Origin of the sequence: Sulfitobacter sp. SK025, from assembly GCF_003352105.1 — a bacterium.
GTDB classification, from domain to species: Bacteria; Pseudomonadota; Alphaproteobacteria; order Rhodobacterales; family Rhodobacteraceae; genus Sulfitobacter; species Sulfitobacter pontiacus.
Genome location: NZ_CP025808.1, coordinates 2,847,470 through 2,861,492 on the forward strand (window position 1 = coordinate 2,847,470; position 14,023 = coordinate 2,861,492).

Below are 14,023 nucleotides of genomic sequence, written 5' to 3' on the forward strand. Positions count from 1 at the left end.
CTTACCGCTCCTTCAAGCTGACAGAGTTGTTGTAAACGTTCATGATCGCAGAGATCGACAGCGAGATCGTAAGATAGAACAGCATCAGCAAAAGCACGCATTCGATCGCGCGGCCGGTTTGGTTCAATGTGATCCCCCCCAGTGTCGCAGTGATATCGGCATACCCTACGGCAATCGCGAGCGACGAGTTCTTGGTGATGTTGAGGTATTGCGAAATCAGCGGCGGAATGATCACACGCAACGCCTGCGGCAGAACCACAAGATTCATGACCCGCTTCGGGCGCAAGCCCAGCGACGACGCAGCTTCGGTCTGCCCTTTTGAGATCGCCTGAATACCTGCACGCACGTTTTCGGCGATGAAGGCACCGGTGTATACGGACAAAGCCAACCACAATGCGATCAGCGGCGCGCCGATCTGCAGACCACCACGGAAGTTAAAGCCCTTAAGCTCGGGGTAATCCAATGCGATGGGGCTGCCCATGATGAAGAACATCACAATCGTCGGCACCAGCAAGATCGCGACAGTGGGCCATCCCATAGGCAGCAGCTTGCCCGTACGGAACAGAAGGCTAACCGCATACCGGCGATAGATAATCGCGGCGATGATCGACAGCACAAAGGTCGCAACCACGATCATAGACCCCGGGCCCCAAACCGGTGCGGGAATGTAGATGCCCCGGTTGGTGAAGGCGAAGGCGTCGAAAAGCATGCTCGACGTGGCGTTGTCACCGCGGAACTTGTTGGGCGCGGGCAAAACGGCCGTCATCAAGGTGTAGATCATCAGGATCCAGATCAGCACCGGAATATTCCGGAAAATCTCGACGTAGACCGACATCAGTTTGGACACGAGCCAGTTCTTGGACAAGCGCGCCACACCGGCGATCACACCCAGAATTGTCGCAGTGATACAGGCCAGAAACGCAACAAGAAGCGTGTTGATGATACCGACCATTGCGGCACGCAGGTTCGATGACTGGCTGTTATAATCGATTAAGGATTGGTTGATATCGTAGCCGGCTGGCACGTTCAAAAACCCGTAAGAGATGTTCAATCCGGCCTCTGCCAGATTTCGTACCAGGTTGATGCCCAGAAACGACATCAATGCGATAAGCAGTATCAGCGCGATAAACTGGAAAGTGTAGGATCTATAGCGGGTGTCGTTAAGCAACATCGACAGCCGGAACGAGCCCTGTTGAGGGTCGGACATTGTCGTCATCAGATTTTCCCTGTGTGCCGGACCTGTTTTTCACGCACCATTCGGTGTCGCGGGCCGGGTTTTATTTTTGCGTCGTATAGGCGCAAAGGGCGCGGAATTGCTCCGCGCCCCTCGACGGATGTGTTTAGCGGAAAGGAGGCGCGTACATCAGGCCGCCGTCTGTCCACTGAGCGTTCAGGCCACGGGCCAGACCGATTGGTGTTTCTTCGCCGATGTTCTTGGCAAAGATTTCGCCGTAGTTACCTTGCGACGCGATGGCTTTTTTCGCCCAGTCAGCTTCCAGACCCAGCATTTCACCCAAAGTACCTTCGGTGCCAAGCAGACGGGCAACTTCTGGGTTTGTGGTGTTTGTTGTCATCTCTTCGACGTTTGCCGATGTGACACCCAGCTCTTCAGCTGCGATCAGAGCGTAGAGAACCCAGCGGGTTACATCGCCCCAGTCGTTGTCGCCATGGCGAACAAGCGGGCCCAGAGGCTCTTTGGAGATGATTTCGGGCAGGATGATGTGCTCACCTGGGTTTTCAAAGGTCGCACGTGTCGCGGCCAGACCGGAGGCGTCGGTAGTATAGGTGTCGCACGCACCGGCCAGATACTGCTGTTGGCCTTCGGCGTTTGTTTCAACAGGCACGGGCTCGTAGCTGATGTTGTTGTTGCGGAAGAAGTCCGCGAGGTTCAGCTCGGTCGTGGTGCCGGTTTGGATGCAGACAGTCGCGCCATCCAGATCCTTGGCAGAGGAAACGCCAAGCTCTTTCGGAACCATGAAGCCCTGACCGTCATAGTAGTTCACGCCGATGAAGTCGAACTTGAGGTCGACATCGCGGCTGAAGGTCCATGTGGTGTTACGTGCAAGGAAATCGATCTCGCCCGAAGCCAGCGCGGTGAAGCGTGTTTTGCCGGTTGTGGGGATGAATTCGACAGCTGCGGGGTCGCCCAGTACAGCAGCGGCAACGGCGCGGCATACCGCCACGTCAAAGCCTTCCCATTCACCATTGGCGTTGGGGGCCGCAAAGCCTGCCAGACCGGTGGTAACGCCGCAGTTCAGCTTGCCGCGCGCTTTGACATCGTCAAGCGTGGACGCAGCAGCTGCGCCAGCCGCAAGGCCGGCTACTGTTAGCGCACCAAAAAATACGGATTTGTTCATTTTAACCTCTTCCTGATTTTCCGCCACGTTTTAGGGCGGTTCACCCGGCACCTTTTCGGACCGGAGATGTTTTGGCGGGGTTATCCCCGTCAGTGGAAGGGAGTTTGGGCGAATTTACGCCGGAACGTCAAGTCAGTGTGCTTAAAAAATGCCCTCAATCCTATGTATTGGGGTCACCGTGAAACCTATTCGGGCACGCTCAGGTCAAACATCAACTTAGCGTGTAAGAAACTAGTCTTTTTCACTGCGGCCAAGGCGTCTGCCTCGTCATCATTGCCCCACTGCTCGGCCTGCCAAATCTCGTCCAGACGCGAGATTTCCCAAATCGATTCCGCTTCCTTTGCGTCAAGCGCCGCCGCAAAGCCCAGGATTAGCGAGCCTGAAAGGCTCACAAGGTCGTGAAAGGCAGCGAGTTGAAAGTTGCTTAACGCATGGGTGCGCGCGGACAGGCGTGCGACATCCGCAGGTGACTGGGGTTCGTGCATGATCCCCACTCGGGTCTGCAAGCTCACGCCCAAGGCTTCGCGGGCCCACTCCAGCATGGGGTCCCATTGTTCGGCCTGCCGCGCGACCAGCTCAGCAGGGCTATCCGCGCGATAGCACAGCAGATCACAGTCGCCGTAGGCCGCCAACATATCCGCAACCTCGGCATGTTGCAGCGCAACCTTGTCGATCGCGGCATTGGCGGTTTTGGTGGCGGGCATGGTGTCGGGGTTAATCACCCCGTCCTGTGCCTGCCACTCAGCGGCGATTTTCTGCGCCATAGCGCGGGTTGGCACCACCAGCGCACGTTTGGCCGGCGTCTTGATCCCGCGCCCGTCAAGCTCGACAGTATAGCCACCCTCCGCCTCGACAACGGCCGCCTCTTTCCAGAAACGTTTCGCTTTCCAATCGCTCACCCCCAATCCTCCTCGAACGGGTCAGCAGGCACGTCGGAGGGTGCCCACTGGAACGTGTCCCAGGTGCGCGCCATATGGTCCGGCAGCGGGGCCGTGAGGTTCAGCCGCGCCTTGGTGACAGGGTGCTCCAGCGTCAGGGATCGCGCATGCAGGTGCAGCTTCTTAGAGATATCGCCTCCCAGTTGCGCGCCCCATCCGTCGCCCATGTTCTCCTGACCTGAACCGCCATATTTACCATCTCCGACAATGGGATGCCCGATTTCAGCCATATGCGCACGCAGCTGGTGCGTCCGGCCCGTCACAGGGATCAGCGCCATCCAGCAGGTCCGCTTGCCGGCCTGTGCGAGGGTCGCATAATCGGTGGTCGCACGCTTGGCGCCTTCGGTTGTTTCCATGTCTTTCGGGTGGACGCAGTACATCTTTTCGCCCTCACCACGGGCCCCGTGACCGAAGGCTTTGACCAGGCCGAATTTGATCGTCCCATTGCGCGGATGCGGGACGCCCGCGACCGCAGCCCAGTAAATCTTGCGGGTTTCGCGATGGCGGAACGACGCTGTCAGCGCGGCGGCAATCGACCGTGTCCGCGCCATGATCAGCACGCCAGAGGTGTCTTTATCCAACCGATGCACAAGGCGCGGCTTTTCATCAAGTTCGAACATCAAAGCATCGGCAAGCGCGTCGACGTGGCGGTCCGATTGACCAGACCCGCCCTGCACCGGCAGCCCCGGCGGTTTGTTCAGCGCGATGATGTGATCGTCGCGATAGATCACACAGGACCGGATAAACTTGGTATCCGCCTCTGATATCCGCGTGCGCTTGGGCGGCGGCGGAGCCTTTTCATCAGGCAGCGGGGGGATACGCACGGTCTGCCCGACCTCAAGCCGAGTAGAGGCTTTGACCCGCCCCCCATCAACACGGATGTCACCTTTGCGGCACATCTTTTCGATCAGCCCTTGGCCAATCAGCGGGAAGGTCCGTTTGAACCAACGGTCCAACCGTTGATCCCCGTCGCCTTCTTCTACGACCAGATGTTGAACCCGGCTCATGCAAATACCCCTCTGGCCACGAAAAGGCCCAGCATTAATCCTAGCACCGAAAGCCCGACGGACAGTGCCACATATATCCCTGCCGCCCCGATCTGGCCGCGCTCCATCATCGTGACCGTCTCGAGCGAGAAGGACGAGAACGTTGTAAAGCCGCCAAGCACGCCGGTCATCACAAACGGGCTGATCTGCGTCAGCCCTTTTTGTGCGGCACACACCACAAAGAGGCCCATCAAGAACGACCCGATGATGTTGACCGTCAGCACCGCGACCGGAAAATCCGACAAGCCGACCAGCCGCGTCACGGCGACACCAAACAGATACCGCAGGGAGGCACCGATCGCGCCGCCCATAGCGACAAGGGACAGGGTTGAAATCATCTGCGGTCTCTCACGGTTCACGCCCCGAATGTCAAGTTTTCCGCGTTGCCCGCAGCTTTTCGAAATACTCGACACGTTTTTTCAGGTCACGTTCAAAGCCACGTTCGACAGGTTGATAGAATTGCGGTCGCTCCATCCCGTCGGGAAAGTAGTTCTGGCCGGAAAACCCGTCTTCGGCATCATGGTCATAGGCATAGCCCGCGCCGTAGCCCTGCTCTTTCATCATCTTGGTGGGCGCGTTCATGATGTGCTTGGGCGGCAAAGAGGAGCCGGTTTGCTTGGCCGCACGCCGCGCAGCCTTATAGGCCACGTAGGCCGCGTTCGACTTGGGGGCCAGCGCGAGATAGGTCAACGCCTGCGCAATCGCCAGCTCCCCTTCGGGCGAGCCGAGCCGCTCGTAGGTCTCCCACGATTGCAGGCAAACAGACTGCGCCTGCGGATCGGCAAGCCCGATATCCTCGACCGCCATGCGCGTGATCCGGCGCATCAGATACCGCGGGTCTTCGCCCCCCTCCAGCATCCGCGCCAACCAGTACAGCGCCGCGTCAGGGTCAGAGCCGCGCACGGATTTATGCAGCGCTGAGATGAGGTTATAATGCGCGTCCCCCCCTTTGTCGTATTGCGCCGCGCGCCGCATCAACCGCGCCGACAGCGCCTTGCCGTCCAGCTTGCCCTCAACCTTCCAAGCGGCGACCTGCTCTATCAGGTTGAGCAACGCACGCCCGTCGCCATCGGCCATCTCAAGCAGGTTTTCACGCGCAGGCCCGTCCAGTGGCAAGCCACGACCCAGTTCCTTTTCGGCCCTTTGGGCCAGCCGTTCCAGATCAGACAGCGGTAAACGCTCCAACACCAGAACCTGCGACCGGCTCAGCACAGCGGCGTTCAGCTCGAACGATGGATTCTCGGTCGTGGCACCTACCAGCAGGATCGTTCCATCCTCCATATGAGGCAGGAAGCCGTCCTGCTGCGCCTTGTTAAAGCGGTGGATCTCGTCGACGAACAGCAGTGTCCCCTGCCCGTTCTGTCGCCGGATTTTCGCCGCATCAAAGACCTTGCGGAGCTCAGGCACACCGCTGAAGATCGCGCTGATCTGAACGAAATGCAGGTCCGTCTCATCCGCCAGCAGTCGCGCGATCGTCGTTTTGCCAACGCCGGGCGGGCCCCAGAAAATCAGCGACCCCAACGACCCCGACTGCAGCATGACCGTCAGCGGTGCATCCGGCCCCAACACCTGTGACTGGCCGATGACCTCGCCCAAGCTTCGCGGGCGCAGCCGGTCCGCCAACGGGCGGTGCCCGCTTTCCACAGCCGGTGCGTCCGATCCAAATAGGTCCGCCATCGCGCTAGACCCGGAATTGCAGCGACAGACGCTGCACGCCACGCTGCACCACCATCGACACCTGACGGCTGCCGGCCATCTGGTCGCTGACATCCGACGGTGTTTGCACCTCGGCCCCGTTCACGGCCAAGATCACATCCCCCTGCCGCAGCCCCACGCGCGCACCATATGGGCCGGTATCCATCACCGCCACACCCGCGACCTCAAGCGGGAGGTTCAATTCAGCCATCACAGCAGGATTGATCCGCGCCAACGCCAACCCCGGTAGCAAGCTGCTTTCATCCAGCGTCAGAGCGGCACGCGATGGCTCTTCCGGTGCGGCGATCAAGGCGACCTCAACCTCTTCCACCGCGCCATCGCGCAGCCGCGTGATCCGCGCTTGTGCGCCCATCCCGGCCACGCTCATGCGGTAAATCATCTCGGCGGGTGTATGTACCTCTTGCCCATCGACCGCCGTGATCACATCGCCGACTGCAACACCGGCCTTCAGAAACGGGCTGGCAGGGTGCATCCCAGACACGATGATGCCACCAGGCCGGTCCAGCCCCAGCGGGCCCGCCATATCCGCGTCCACCGGCTGCCCGCTCATCCCCGCCCAAGGTCGGGTAAATTCAACGGCCCCGTCGCGCGCCTGCGCCATGAACGCCGCGATCAAATTGGCAGGTATCGCAAAGCCGATCCCGTTTGACCCGCCCGAGCGTGTTAAGATCGAGGTGTTGATCCCGATCAACCGCCCCTCTACGTCGATCAACGCACCGCCAGAGTTGCCCGGGTTGATCGGTGCATCCGTCTGGATGAAGTATCCCTGCCCGCCACCGTTCATCCCGCCAGACCGCGCAAGCCCTGAAACGATCCCGCTGCTCACCGTTTGCCCGACCCCAAAGGGGTTGCCGATGGCCAGCGTCAACTCTCCGACTTCGACGGTATCGCTATCGCGCAACGACAAAGGGGTAAGCCCGTCGACGTCATCGATTTTCAGGATAGCCAGATCGCTCTCTACATCGCTCAGCAGCACACGGGCGGAAAACTCGCGACGGTCCGACAAGACGATCCGAATGTCCGTCGACATCCCGACCACATGATAATTCGACACGACGATCCCGTCCTCCGACAGAATCACGCCGGACCCGAGCGAGTTCTGAACCCGTGGGCGGCCGGCGTCTGGCCGCCGGAAGAAACGTTCAAAGAACGGATCAGCCTGCAGCGGCGTGCGGCTTTGTTCGACGATGGTACGGGCGTAGATGTTCACCACGGCGGGCGCGGCCTCCCGCACAAGCGGCGCAAAGCTCAACTGGATCTGCGCGGCAGAGCTTGGCACAGTTTGCGCAGCGGCAGGGAAAGACAGAACGGTCAGCAGGATCAGAAGTATTCTCATGCCCCCAGATATGCGCAGCCATAGGCCCTTGCGCAACACCCGAGTTCCAAATGGATTTAAATCCTCGCCGAAGGCATAAAAGCAAAAAGCCCCTGCGTTGGCAGGGGCTTTCAGAATTCTTAACAAAAGCAGGTCGCTTTAGTCTTCGGCAACCTCATAGGCCGCTACGCGCGCCTTGTCGTTTGCACCCTTCGCGTCGCGGTCGCGATCTACGAATTCGATAATGGCCATAGGTGCCATGTCGCCATAACGGAAGCCCGCTTTCAGAACGCGGACATAGCCACCCTGACGGTCTTTGTAGCGAGGGCCCAGGATGTCGAACAGTTTCGCGACATACTGGTCTTGCTTCAGCTTGCTTGCAGCCTGACGACGCGCGTGCAGATCGCCGCGCTTTGCCAATGTGATCATCTTTTCGATGATTGGCTTCAATTCTTTGGCTTTTGGCAATGTTGTTTTGATTTGCTCATGTTCGATGAGCGAGCCTGCCATGTTCGAGAACAACGCCTTGCGGTGCTCATGTGTACGGTTCAGGCGGCGGTAACCACGTGCGTGACGCATTTTCTAGTCTCCAGTTTAATGCCCTCTACGGGCGGTTTTGCTTTGTCTGGTTGGCGTGCGTAGCGCCAACTCTCCTTGGGGCCGATGCCCGGTCGTATTGTCGGGCGGGGAAACCCCACCCGACAAATCTCTTAGAACGAATCCTCGAACTTTTTCGCGAGGTCTTCGATGTTGTCTGGTGGCCAGTCCTCGACGTCCATACCAAGGTGCAGGCCCATGCCCGACAGCACTTCCTTGATCTCGTTCAAGGACTTGCGGCCAAAGTTCGGCGTGCGCAGCATTTCGGCCTCGGTCTTCTGGATCAGATCGCCGATGTAGACGATGTTGTCGTTCTTCAGGCAGTTTGCCGAACGGACGGACAGTTCCAGCTCGTCTACTTTCTTCAGCAGCAGCGGGTTGAATTCCAGACCGTCGTCGTCGTCCTGACGCGATGCGGATTCAGGCTCGTCGAAGTTGACGAAGATGCCCAGCTGATCCTGCAGAATACGCGCAGCAAAGGCCACGGCATCGTCAGGAGAGATGGAGCCGTCTGTTTCGACTTTCATCGTCAGCTTGTCATAATCCAGCACCTGACCTTCGCGGGTCGGCTGCACGTCATAGGACACTTTCTTGACCGGCGAATAGATCGCGTCGATCGGGATAAGACCGATAGGCGCATCTTCTGGCTTGTTCTTGTCTGCGGCCACATAGCCCTTGCCGGTGTTGACCGTCAGTTCCATGTAAACGTCAGCATTGTCATCCAGGTGGCAGATCACGTGATCGCGGTTCAGAATTTCGATACCAGCGCTTTCGGAGATGTCACCAGCAGTGACAACACCCGGCCCCTTGGCAGAGATCGACAGGCGCTTGGGCCCTTCGACTTCCATGCGCAGGGAAACGCCTTTGAGGTTCAGAACGATGTCGGTGACATCTTCGCGAACACCCGCAACGCTCGAAAATTCGTGCAAAACATTATCAATTTGTACAGATGTGATGGCGGCACCTTGCAGCGACGACATCAGAACGCGGCGCAGCGCGTTGCCCATTGTCAAACCAAAGCCACGCTCGAGCGGCTCTGCGATGACAGTAGCCTGACGTGCAGGGTCATTGCCCGGCTTGACGTCCAACTGCTGTGGCTTGATCAATTCAGCCCAATTTTTGTGGATCATACGTCCCTCCATTCCTGTTCTGCGCCCCATGTCCAAATGGCGAAGAACTCCCGAGGTTTCAACAAAGCAGTAAGAGGCCGTGCGCAAAGGCGCGGCCCCTTTTGTAACTTATACTCTTAGACGCGGCGGCGTTTCGGAGGGCGGCAGCCGTTGTGCGCCATTGGGGTCACGTCACGGATCGATGTGATGTTGAACCCGGCAGCTGCCAGCGCGCGCAGGGCGCTTTCACGGCCGGAGCCGGGGCCTTGCACTTCGACTTCCAGCGTTTTCACGCCGTGGTCCTGGGCTTTTTTACCTGCATCTTCAGCAGCCATCTGAGCCGCGTAAGGTGTCGATTTGCGCGACCCTTTAAAGCCCATGGTGCCTGCGGAGGACCAGGAAATTGCGTTACCCTGAACGTCAGAGATCAGGATCTTTGTGTTGTTGAAGCTGGAGTTAACATGCGCCACACCTGCGGCGATGTTCTTGGAAACCTTACGCTTCGTCTTTGTCTTTTCGCGTGCCATTGATCAGACCCTCCCTTACTTCTTCTTACCGGCAATGGCCTTTGCAGGGCCTTTGCGCGTACGAGCGTTGGTGTGGGTACGCTGACCACGAACCGGCAGGTTACGACGGTGGCGCAGGCCACGGTAGCAACCAAGATCCATCAGACGCTTGATGTTCATCTGCGTGTCGCGACGCAGGTCACCTTCGACGGTGTAGTTTTCGTCGATATACTCACGGATTTTCAGGATTTCAGCATCCGAAAGTTCGTTGATACGACGTGTGGAATCGATGCCAACAGCTTCGCAGATTGCAGCTGCGGAGGAGTTACCGATACCGGTGATATATGTGAGGGCGATTGGAACCCGCTTTGCAGTCGGGATGTTTACGCCGGCAATACGTGCCACGTGTGTGCTTCCTTTTCGTTGCGGGTCCGTCATGCCAGACCCTTTTTTCACAACGTGAAGCCCGAGGCGAATGTGCCGTCGGGCTCCAGCTGATCAGGTGTTCATGCGCAGGGCGTGATCGGTGCCCGTTGCAATTCGATTCTCTTACGAGATACGGCTGGTTATGAGGAATTGACCGGCGCGTCAACCCATAGCGGCGGTACGCCGTATGGATATGTCTTACAAACCGAAAGCGCCCCACCCTGCCCCATACAATAGCAAAACGGCGCGCTTCGAAATGCGCGCCGTTGCCTATCGGTCGTAAGGTTGGATTAAGCGTCCAGAACCTTGGCGATGCTGTCCTGTACGTCTTTAATGTCCGCCAGACCGTCAACGCGCGTGAGCATGTTGTGGGCGTAGTAATAGCCCAACAGCGGCGAGGTCTTCTTGTAGTATTCCATCAAACGATTGCGGAGGCTTTCCTCGTTATCGTCTGCGCGGCGCTTGAAGTCAGAGGCGCCGCATTTCTCGCACTTACCGTCGGCTGGCTGCGGCTTGGTCACGTCGTGATAGACTTCGCCACAGTTGCCGCAGGTCGACCGACCAGAGATACGCGCAACCAGCGCCTCGTCATCCACGCCCAACTGGATCACGTGATCCAGTGGCTTGCCTGTCGCTTCCAGTAGCTCACCAAGCGCAGTGGCCTGCGCCAGCGTGCGTGGGAAACCGTCAAAGATGAAACCGCCGTGGTCAGTGGTGTCTTCCAGCTTTTCGCGGATCAGGCCGATCACGATCTCGTCGGTCACCAGATCACCGCGCGCCATGACATCGGCAACCATGTTGCCCATCTCTGTCCCGCTGTCTTTGGCTTCACGCAGCATGTCACCGGTGGAAAGCTGTACCATATTGCGTGTCTCAACAAGATGACGCGCTTGTGTACCTTTACCCGCTCCGGGTGGTCCTAAGAGAATAATGTTCATCGACGTACCGGGCTCCGTTTTTTCCGTGGTTTGCCAGACTTACCGCGCAACTGGGAACGTTCAAGCAGACCTTCATACTGATGTGCAAGCAGATGGCTTTGTACCTGCTGGATCGTGTCCATGGTCACGGACACAACAATCAGCACCGACGTACCGCCAAAGTAGAACGGGATCGCAAATTGGCCACGCAGGATTTCGGGCAGAATACAAACAGCCGCGAGGTAAAGCGACCCGAGCACCAGAATGCGGTTCACCACATATTCCAGATACTCGGCGGTTTTCTTACCGGGGCGGATGCCGGGGACGAAACCGTTCTGGTTCTTCAGGTTGTCTGCAACCTCGTCAGGTTTGAAGCTGACGTTGAACGTGTAGAAATACGCAAAGAAGACGATCATCGCGACAAAGAACAGCAGGTACAGCGGCTGACCGGGGCCGAAGTTGGCCAGCAGAACCGACATCACCGGACCGGTTGAATTGCCCGAGAACGTGCTGATCGTGACCGGCAGCAGCAGCAAAGAGCTGGCAAAGATCGCAGGGATAACACCGGCGGGGTTCACCTTGACCGGCAGGTGCGAAGAACCGCCGTCGTACATCTTTTGCCCAACCTGACGGCGCGGGTACTGGATGTGGATCTTGCGCAAGGCGCGTTCCATAAAGACGACGAACATGATCGTCGCGATAACCATAACCAGCACGCCAACGATAATCGCGGGGCTGATCGCACCAGAACGACCCGAAGAGAAGAACTGCGCAATCGCGGCAGGAACCTCGGCGATGATGCCAACAAAGATGATCAGCGAGATACCGTTACCGATGCCGCGTGCGGTGATCTGCTCACCCAGCCACATCAGGAACATCGTGCCGCCGACCAGCGTGATCATACAAGCAATGCGGAAATACATGCCCGGATCAGCGGCGATATCACCAGCCTCAAGGGAGACAGCCAAGCCATAGGCCTGCAGCGTCGCCAGAGCCACCGTACCAAAGCGGGTGTATTGGTTGATTTTCTTGCGCCCCTGCTCGCCCTCTTTCTTGAGCTGCTCAAGCGCGGGCACCATCGAGGTCATCAGCTGAACGATGATCGATGCAGAGATGTAGGGCATGATACCCAAGGCAAAGATCCCCATACGGCCAAGTGCGCCGCCGGTGAACATGGAAACCATGCCGCCGATACCTTGACCCGCGCTTTCCATAAACTGGCGCAGGGCGGTGCCGTCGATCCCGGGAACCGGAATGAACGTGCCAAGGCGATAAACGATCAACAACCCCAGAGTGAATAGAATCCGGTTGCGCAGGTCTGTCGCCTTGCCCAACGCGGACCAACTGGTGTTGGCGGCCATGCTTTCGACGGCTGATACCATGATATAGGGCTCTTTCTTTGCAAAAACGCCGCCCAAGCCGTTTTCCGGCGGGCGGCATTTGGGAAAACTCGATTGACTATGTAAGCGGGACGCGTCCCGCTCACAAGGCAAAAGGTCGGGTTACGCGTCTGCGTTTGCCGCGGCAGGTGCTGTGACGGTCAGTTTGCCGCCCGCTTTTTCTACGGCTTCAACCGCGGATTTGGATGCACCGGATACCTGCAGATCAACCTTGGCGTTGAAATCGCCTTTGGCCAGAACGCGGATACCGTCCAACTTGCGACGGACCAGACCGGAGGAAATCAGGGCATCCTCGGTGATCGCGGCGGAGGCGTCGATCTTTTTGGCGTCGATGAATTTCTGGATCAGGCCCAGGTTTACAACGGCATAGGACTTCCGGTTTGGCTTGGTGAAGCCGCGCTTTGGAAGACGTTGGTACAAGGGCATCTGACCGCCTTCGTAACCGTTGATCGATACACCCGAACGGGATTTCTGACCTTTGATACCACGGCCACCCATCTTACCGGTGCCGGAACCAGGACCACGGCCTACGCGCTTGCGTTTCTTGGTGGCACCTTCGTTGTCAGACAGTTCATGAAGTTTCATGTCGCTTCTCCTTTTGCCGGATGTGGCCCCCAGCGACGGGAGCGGCCAAACGCGGCGTTGCATGATTCTTGTGGCGGATTGGTGGCCACTGGGGGCGTATAGACGGGAGGCCCGAAGGTTTCAAGCCCTGCCCCAACTCCCAGATGCCCGAGACAAATGAAAACGCCCCGTAGTTTCCCACGGGGCGTCGATATCGAGCAACAAGACCAATATAAAGTCTCTAGCTTTCTAGGAAAGCGTTCAGCCTTTTTCTTCGATGATCTCAACCATGTGAGAGATCTTGCGGATCATGCCGCGAACGGAAGGCGTGTCTTCCAGTTCACGCACACGGTGCATTTTGTTCAGACCCAGACCAATCAACGTAGCGCGCTGGTCGGCGGGGCGGCGGATTGGCGAGCCAACCTGCTTGATTACGATCGTCTTAGCCATGCTTATGCCTCCTCAGCGACTTGTGCGGACGATTCAACATTGTCCTCACGCTTGGGCAGAATGTCTGCAACTTTCTTGCCGCGACGCTGAGCAACAGCACGTGGCGAAGATTCTTTTTTCAGGCCGTCCATGGTGGCGCGGATCATGTTGTAAGGGTTCTGGGTCCCGATGGACTTCGATACAACGTCCTTAACACCCAGCATTTCGAATACAGCACGCATTGGACCACCGGCGATGATCCCGGTACCTTCTGGTGCTGTGCGCATTACAACGCGACCGGCGCCGTGGCGGCCTTCCATGTCGTGGTGCAAAGTGCGGCCTTCGCGCAGCTGAACGCGGATCATTTGGCGCTTAGCTTGCTCGGTGGCTTTGCGAATGGCTTCTGGAACCTCTTTCGCTTTACCTTTGCCGAAGCCTACACGGCCCTTTTGGTCGCCAACAACGACAAGTGCAGCGAAGCCAAAGCGCTTACCACCCTTAACGGTTTTGGAAACGCGGTTGATCGCCACTAGGCGGTCGGCGAATTCGGGTGTCTCGTCGCGTTGGTTGCGGCGGTTGCCACCCCGGTTGTCATCTCTTGCCATGCGGCATCATCCTTTTGGTGCTGCGCTTGCGCGCGTCATAGAGTCAATCCAAGTGGGCAAAGCCCCCGGATCATCGAGGCGGCGCGAGACCCGCGCCG

16 protein-coding genes are annotated in these 14,023 nt (G+C 58.2%); all 16 read right to left on the reverse strand.

The genetic code is table 11. The features are described from left to right. Position 1 precedes the first annotated feature (1 nt). The 16 genes from C1J04_RS13880 to rpsE all read right to left on the reverse strand — a co-directional run bounded on the left by C1J04_RS13880 (position 2) and on the right by rpsE (position 13,925). On the reverse strand, positions 2 to 1,216 hold the full coding sequence (locus C1J04_RS13880) for an amino acid ABC transporter permease (protein WP_037953890.1): 1,215 nt from the start codon (positions 1,214 to 1,216) through the stop codon (positions 2 to 4). 124 nt (positions 1,217 to 1,340) lie between these two features. Further along, positions 1,341 to 2,357, reverse strand: a complete 1,017-nt coding sequence (locus C1J04_RS13885; RefSeq protein ID WP_037944858.1) for an amino acid ABC transporter substrate-binding protein — start codon at positions 2,355 to 2,357, stop codon at positions 1,341 to 1,343. Between the two features lie 185 nt (positions 2,358 to 2,542). Beyond that, complete coding sequence (locus C1J04_RS13890; protein ID WP_009825289.1) at positions 2,543 to 3,256, reverse strand: ATP12 family chaperone protein; 714 nt, start codon at positions 3,254 to 3,256, stop codon at positions 2,543 to 2,545. Beyond that, a complete protein-coding gene (locus C1J04_RS13895) occupies positions 3,253 to 4,302 on the reverse strand; it encodes an RluA family pseudouridine synthase (protein ID WP_005849777.1) in 1,050 nt (349 codons plus the stop codon). The genes C1J04_RS13890 and C1J04_RS13895 overlap by 4 nt, the downstream gene beginning before the upstream one ends. Continuing rightward, positions 4,299 to 4,679, reverse strand: a complete 381-nt coding sequence (gene crcB / locus C1J04_RS13900; protein ID WP_037953893.1) for a fluoride efflux transporter CrcB — start codon at positions 4,677 to 4,679, stop codon at positions 4,299 to 4,301. Before crcB ends, C1J04_RS13895 begins: the two co-directional genes overlap by 4 nt. Positions 4,680 to 4,710: 31 nt before the next feature. Further along, positions 4,711 to 6,018, reverse strand: a complete 1,308-nt coding sequence (locus C1J04_RS13905; protein ID WP_009825291.1) for a replication-associated recombination protein A — start codon at positions 6,016 to 6,018, stop codon at positions 4,711 to 4,713. A gap of 4 nt (positions 6,019 to 6,022) precedes the next feature. Next, a complete protein-coding gene (locus C1J04_RS13910; RefSeq protein WP_009825292.1) occupies positions 6,023 to 7,393 on the reverse strand; it encodes a trypsin-like peptidase domain-containing protein in 1,371 nt (456 codons plus the stop codon). Positions 7,394 to 7,531: 138 nt separating this feature from the next. Next, complete coding sequence (rplQ, locus tag C1J04_RS13915) at positions 7,532 to 7,951, reverse strand: 50S ribosomal protein L17 (protein WP_005849785.1); 420 nt, start codon at positions 7,949 to 7,951, stop codon at positions 7,532 to 7,534. A 131-nt stretch (positions 7,952 to 8,082) separates the two neighbouring features. Further along, complete coding sequence (locus tag C1J04_RS13920) at positions 8,083 to 9,099, reverse strand: DNA-directed RNA polymerase subunit alpha (protein ID WP_005849787.1); 1,017 nt, start codon at positions 9,097 to 9,099, stop codon at positions 8,083 to 8,085. A 116-nt stretch (positions 9,100 to 9,215) separates the two neighbouring features. Further along, the gene (rpsK, locus tag C1J04_RS13925) at positions 9,216 to 9,605 is read right to left on the reverse strand and encodes a 30S ribosomal protein S11 (RefSeq protein ID WP_005849789.1); all 390 of its coding nucleotides are present in this window, start codon (positions 9,603 to 9,605) and stop codon (positions 9,216 to 9,218) included. A 15-nt stretch (positions 9,606 to 9,620) separates the two neighbouring features. Further along, a complete protein-coding gene (gene rpsM, locus C1J04_RS13930) occupies positions 9,621 to 9,989 on the reverse strand; it encodes a 30S ribosomal protein S13 (protein ID WP_005849790.1) in 369 nt (122 codons plus the stop codon). Positions 9,990 to 10,300: 311 nt separating this feature from the next. After that, positions 10,301 to 10,948 (reverse strand): adenylate kinase, encoded by a 648-nt coding sequence (locus C1J04_RS13935; protein ID WP_037953896.1) that lies wholly within the window; start codon positions 10,946 to 10,948, stop codon positions 10,301 to 10,303. Continuing rightward, on the reverse strand, positions 10,945 to 12,309 hold the full coding sequence (gene secY / locus C1J04_RS13940; protein WP_037945112.1) for a preprotein translocase subunit SecY: 1,365 nt from the start codon (positions 12,307 to 12,309) through the stop codon (positions 10,945 to 10,947). Before secY ends, C1J04_RS13935 begins: the two co-directional genes overlap by 4 nt. A 120-nt stretch (positions 12,310 to 12,429) precedes the next feature. Then, positions 12,430 to 12,912, reverse strand: coding sequence for a 50S ribosomal protein L15 (gene rplO / locus C1J04_RS13945; protein ID WP_009825296.1), 483 nt, complete (start codon positions 12,910 to 12,912; stop codon positions 12,430 to 12,432). Positions 12,913 to 13,152: 240 nt separating this feature from the next. Continuing rightward, the gene (gene rpmD, locus C1J04_RS13950; protein WP_005849797.1) at positions 13,153 to 13,341 is read right to left on the reverse strand and encodes a 50S ribosomal protein L30; all 189 of its coding nucleotides are present in this window, start codon (positions 13,339 to 13,341) and stop codon (positions 13,153 to 13,155) included. A 2-nt stretch (positions 13,342 to 13,343) separates the two neighbouring features. Beyond that, on the reverse strand, positions 13,344 to 13,925 hold the full coding sequence (gene rpsE, locus C1J04_RS13955) for a 30S ribosomal protein S5 (protein ID WP_005849799.1): 582 nt from the start codon (positions 13,923 to 13,925) through the stop codon (positions 13,344 to 13,346). Positions 13,926 to 14,023 lie beyond the last annotated feature (98 nt).

What these genes read in the sequence shown, in the direction of transcription:
- rplO (WP_009825296.1), bottom strand. Translation starts at nt 12,912, where the DNA reads ATGAAACTTCATGAACTGTCTGACAACGAAGGTGCCACCAAGAAACGC.
- rpsE (WP_005849799.1), bottom strand. Translation starts at nt 13,925, where the DNA reads ATGGCAAGAGATGACAACCGGGGTGGCAACCGCCGCAACCAACGCGAC.
- rpmD (WP_005849797.1), bottom strand. Translation starts at nt 13,341, where the DNA reads ATGGCTAAGACGATCGTAATCAAGCAGGTTGGCTCGCCAATCCGCCGC.
- C1J04_RS13880 (WP_037953890.1), bottom strand. Translation starts at nt 1,216, where the DNA reads ATGACGACAATGTCCGACCCTCAACAGGGCTCGTTCCGGCTGTCGATG.
- C1J04_RS13885 (WP_037944858.1), bottom strand. Translation starts at nt 2,357, where the DNA reads ATGAACAAATCCGTATTTTTTGGTGCGCTAACAGTAGCCGGCCTTGCG.
- C1J04_RS13920 (WP_005849787.1), bottom strand. Translation starts at nt 9,099, where the DNA reads ATGATCCACAAAAATTGGGCTGAATTGATCAAGCCACAGCAGTTGGAC.
- C1J04_RS13895 (WP_005849777.1), bottom strand. Translation starts at nt 4,302, where the DNA reads ATGAGCCGGGTTCAACATCTGGTCGTAGAAGAAGGCGACGGGGATCAA.
- secY (WP_037945112.1), bottom strand. Translation starts at nt 12,309, where the DNA reads ATGGTATCAGCCGTCGAAAGCATGGCCGCCAACACCAGTTGGTCCGCG.
- C1J04_RS13910 (WP_009825292.1), bottom strand. Translation starts at nt 7,393, where the DNA reads ATGAGAATACTTCTGATCCTGCTGACCGTTCTGTCTTTCCCTGCCGCT.
- rplQ (WP_005849785.1), bottom strand. Translation starts at nt 7,951, where the DNA reads ATGCGTCACGCACGTGGTTACCGCCGCCTGAACCGTACACATGAGCAC.
- crcB (WP_037953893.1), bottom strand. Translation starts at nt 4,679, where the DNA reads ATGATTTCAACCCTGTCCCTTGTCGCTATGGGCGGCGCGATCGGTGCC.
- C1J04_RS13935 (WP_037953896.1), bottom strand. Translation starts at nt 10,948, where the DNA reads ATGAACATTATTCTCTTAGGACCACCCGGAGCGGGTAAAGGTACACAA.
- rpsK (WP_005849789.1), bottom strand. Translation starts at nt 9,605, where the DNA reads ATGGCACGCGAAAAGACAAAGACGAAGCGTAAGGTTTCCAAGAACATC.
- C1J04_RS13905 (WP_009825291.1), bottom strand. Translation starts at nt 6,018, where the DNA reads ATGGCGGACCTATTTGGATCGGACGCACCGGCTGTGGAAAGCGGGCAC.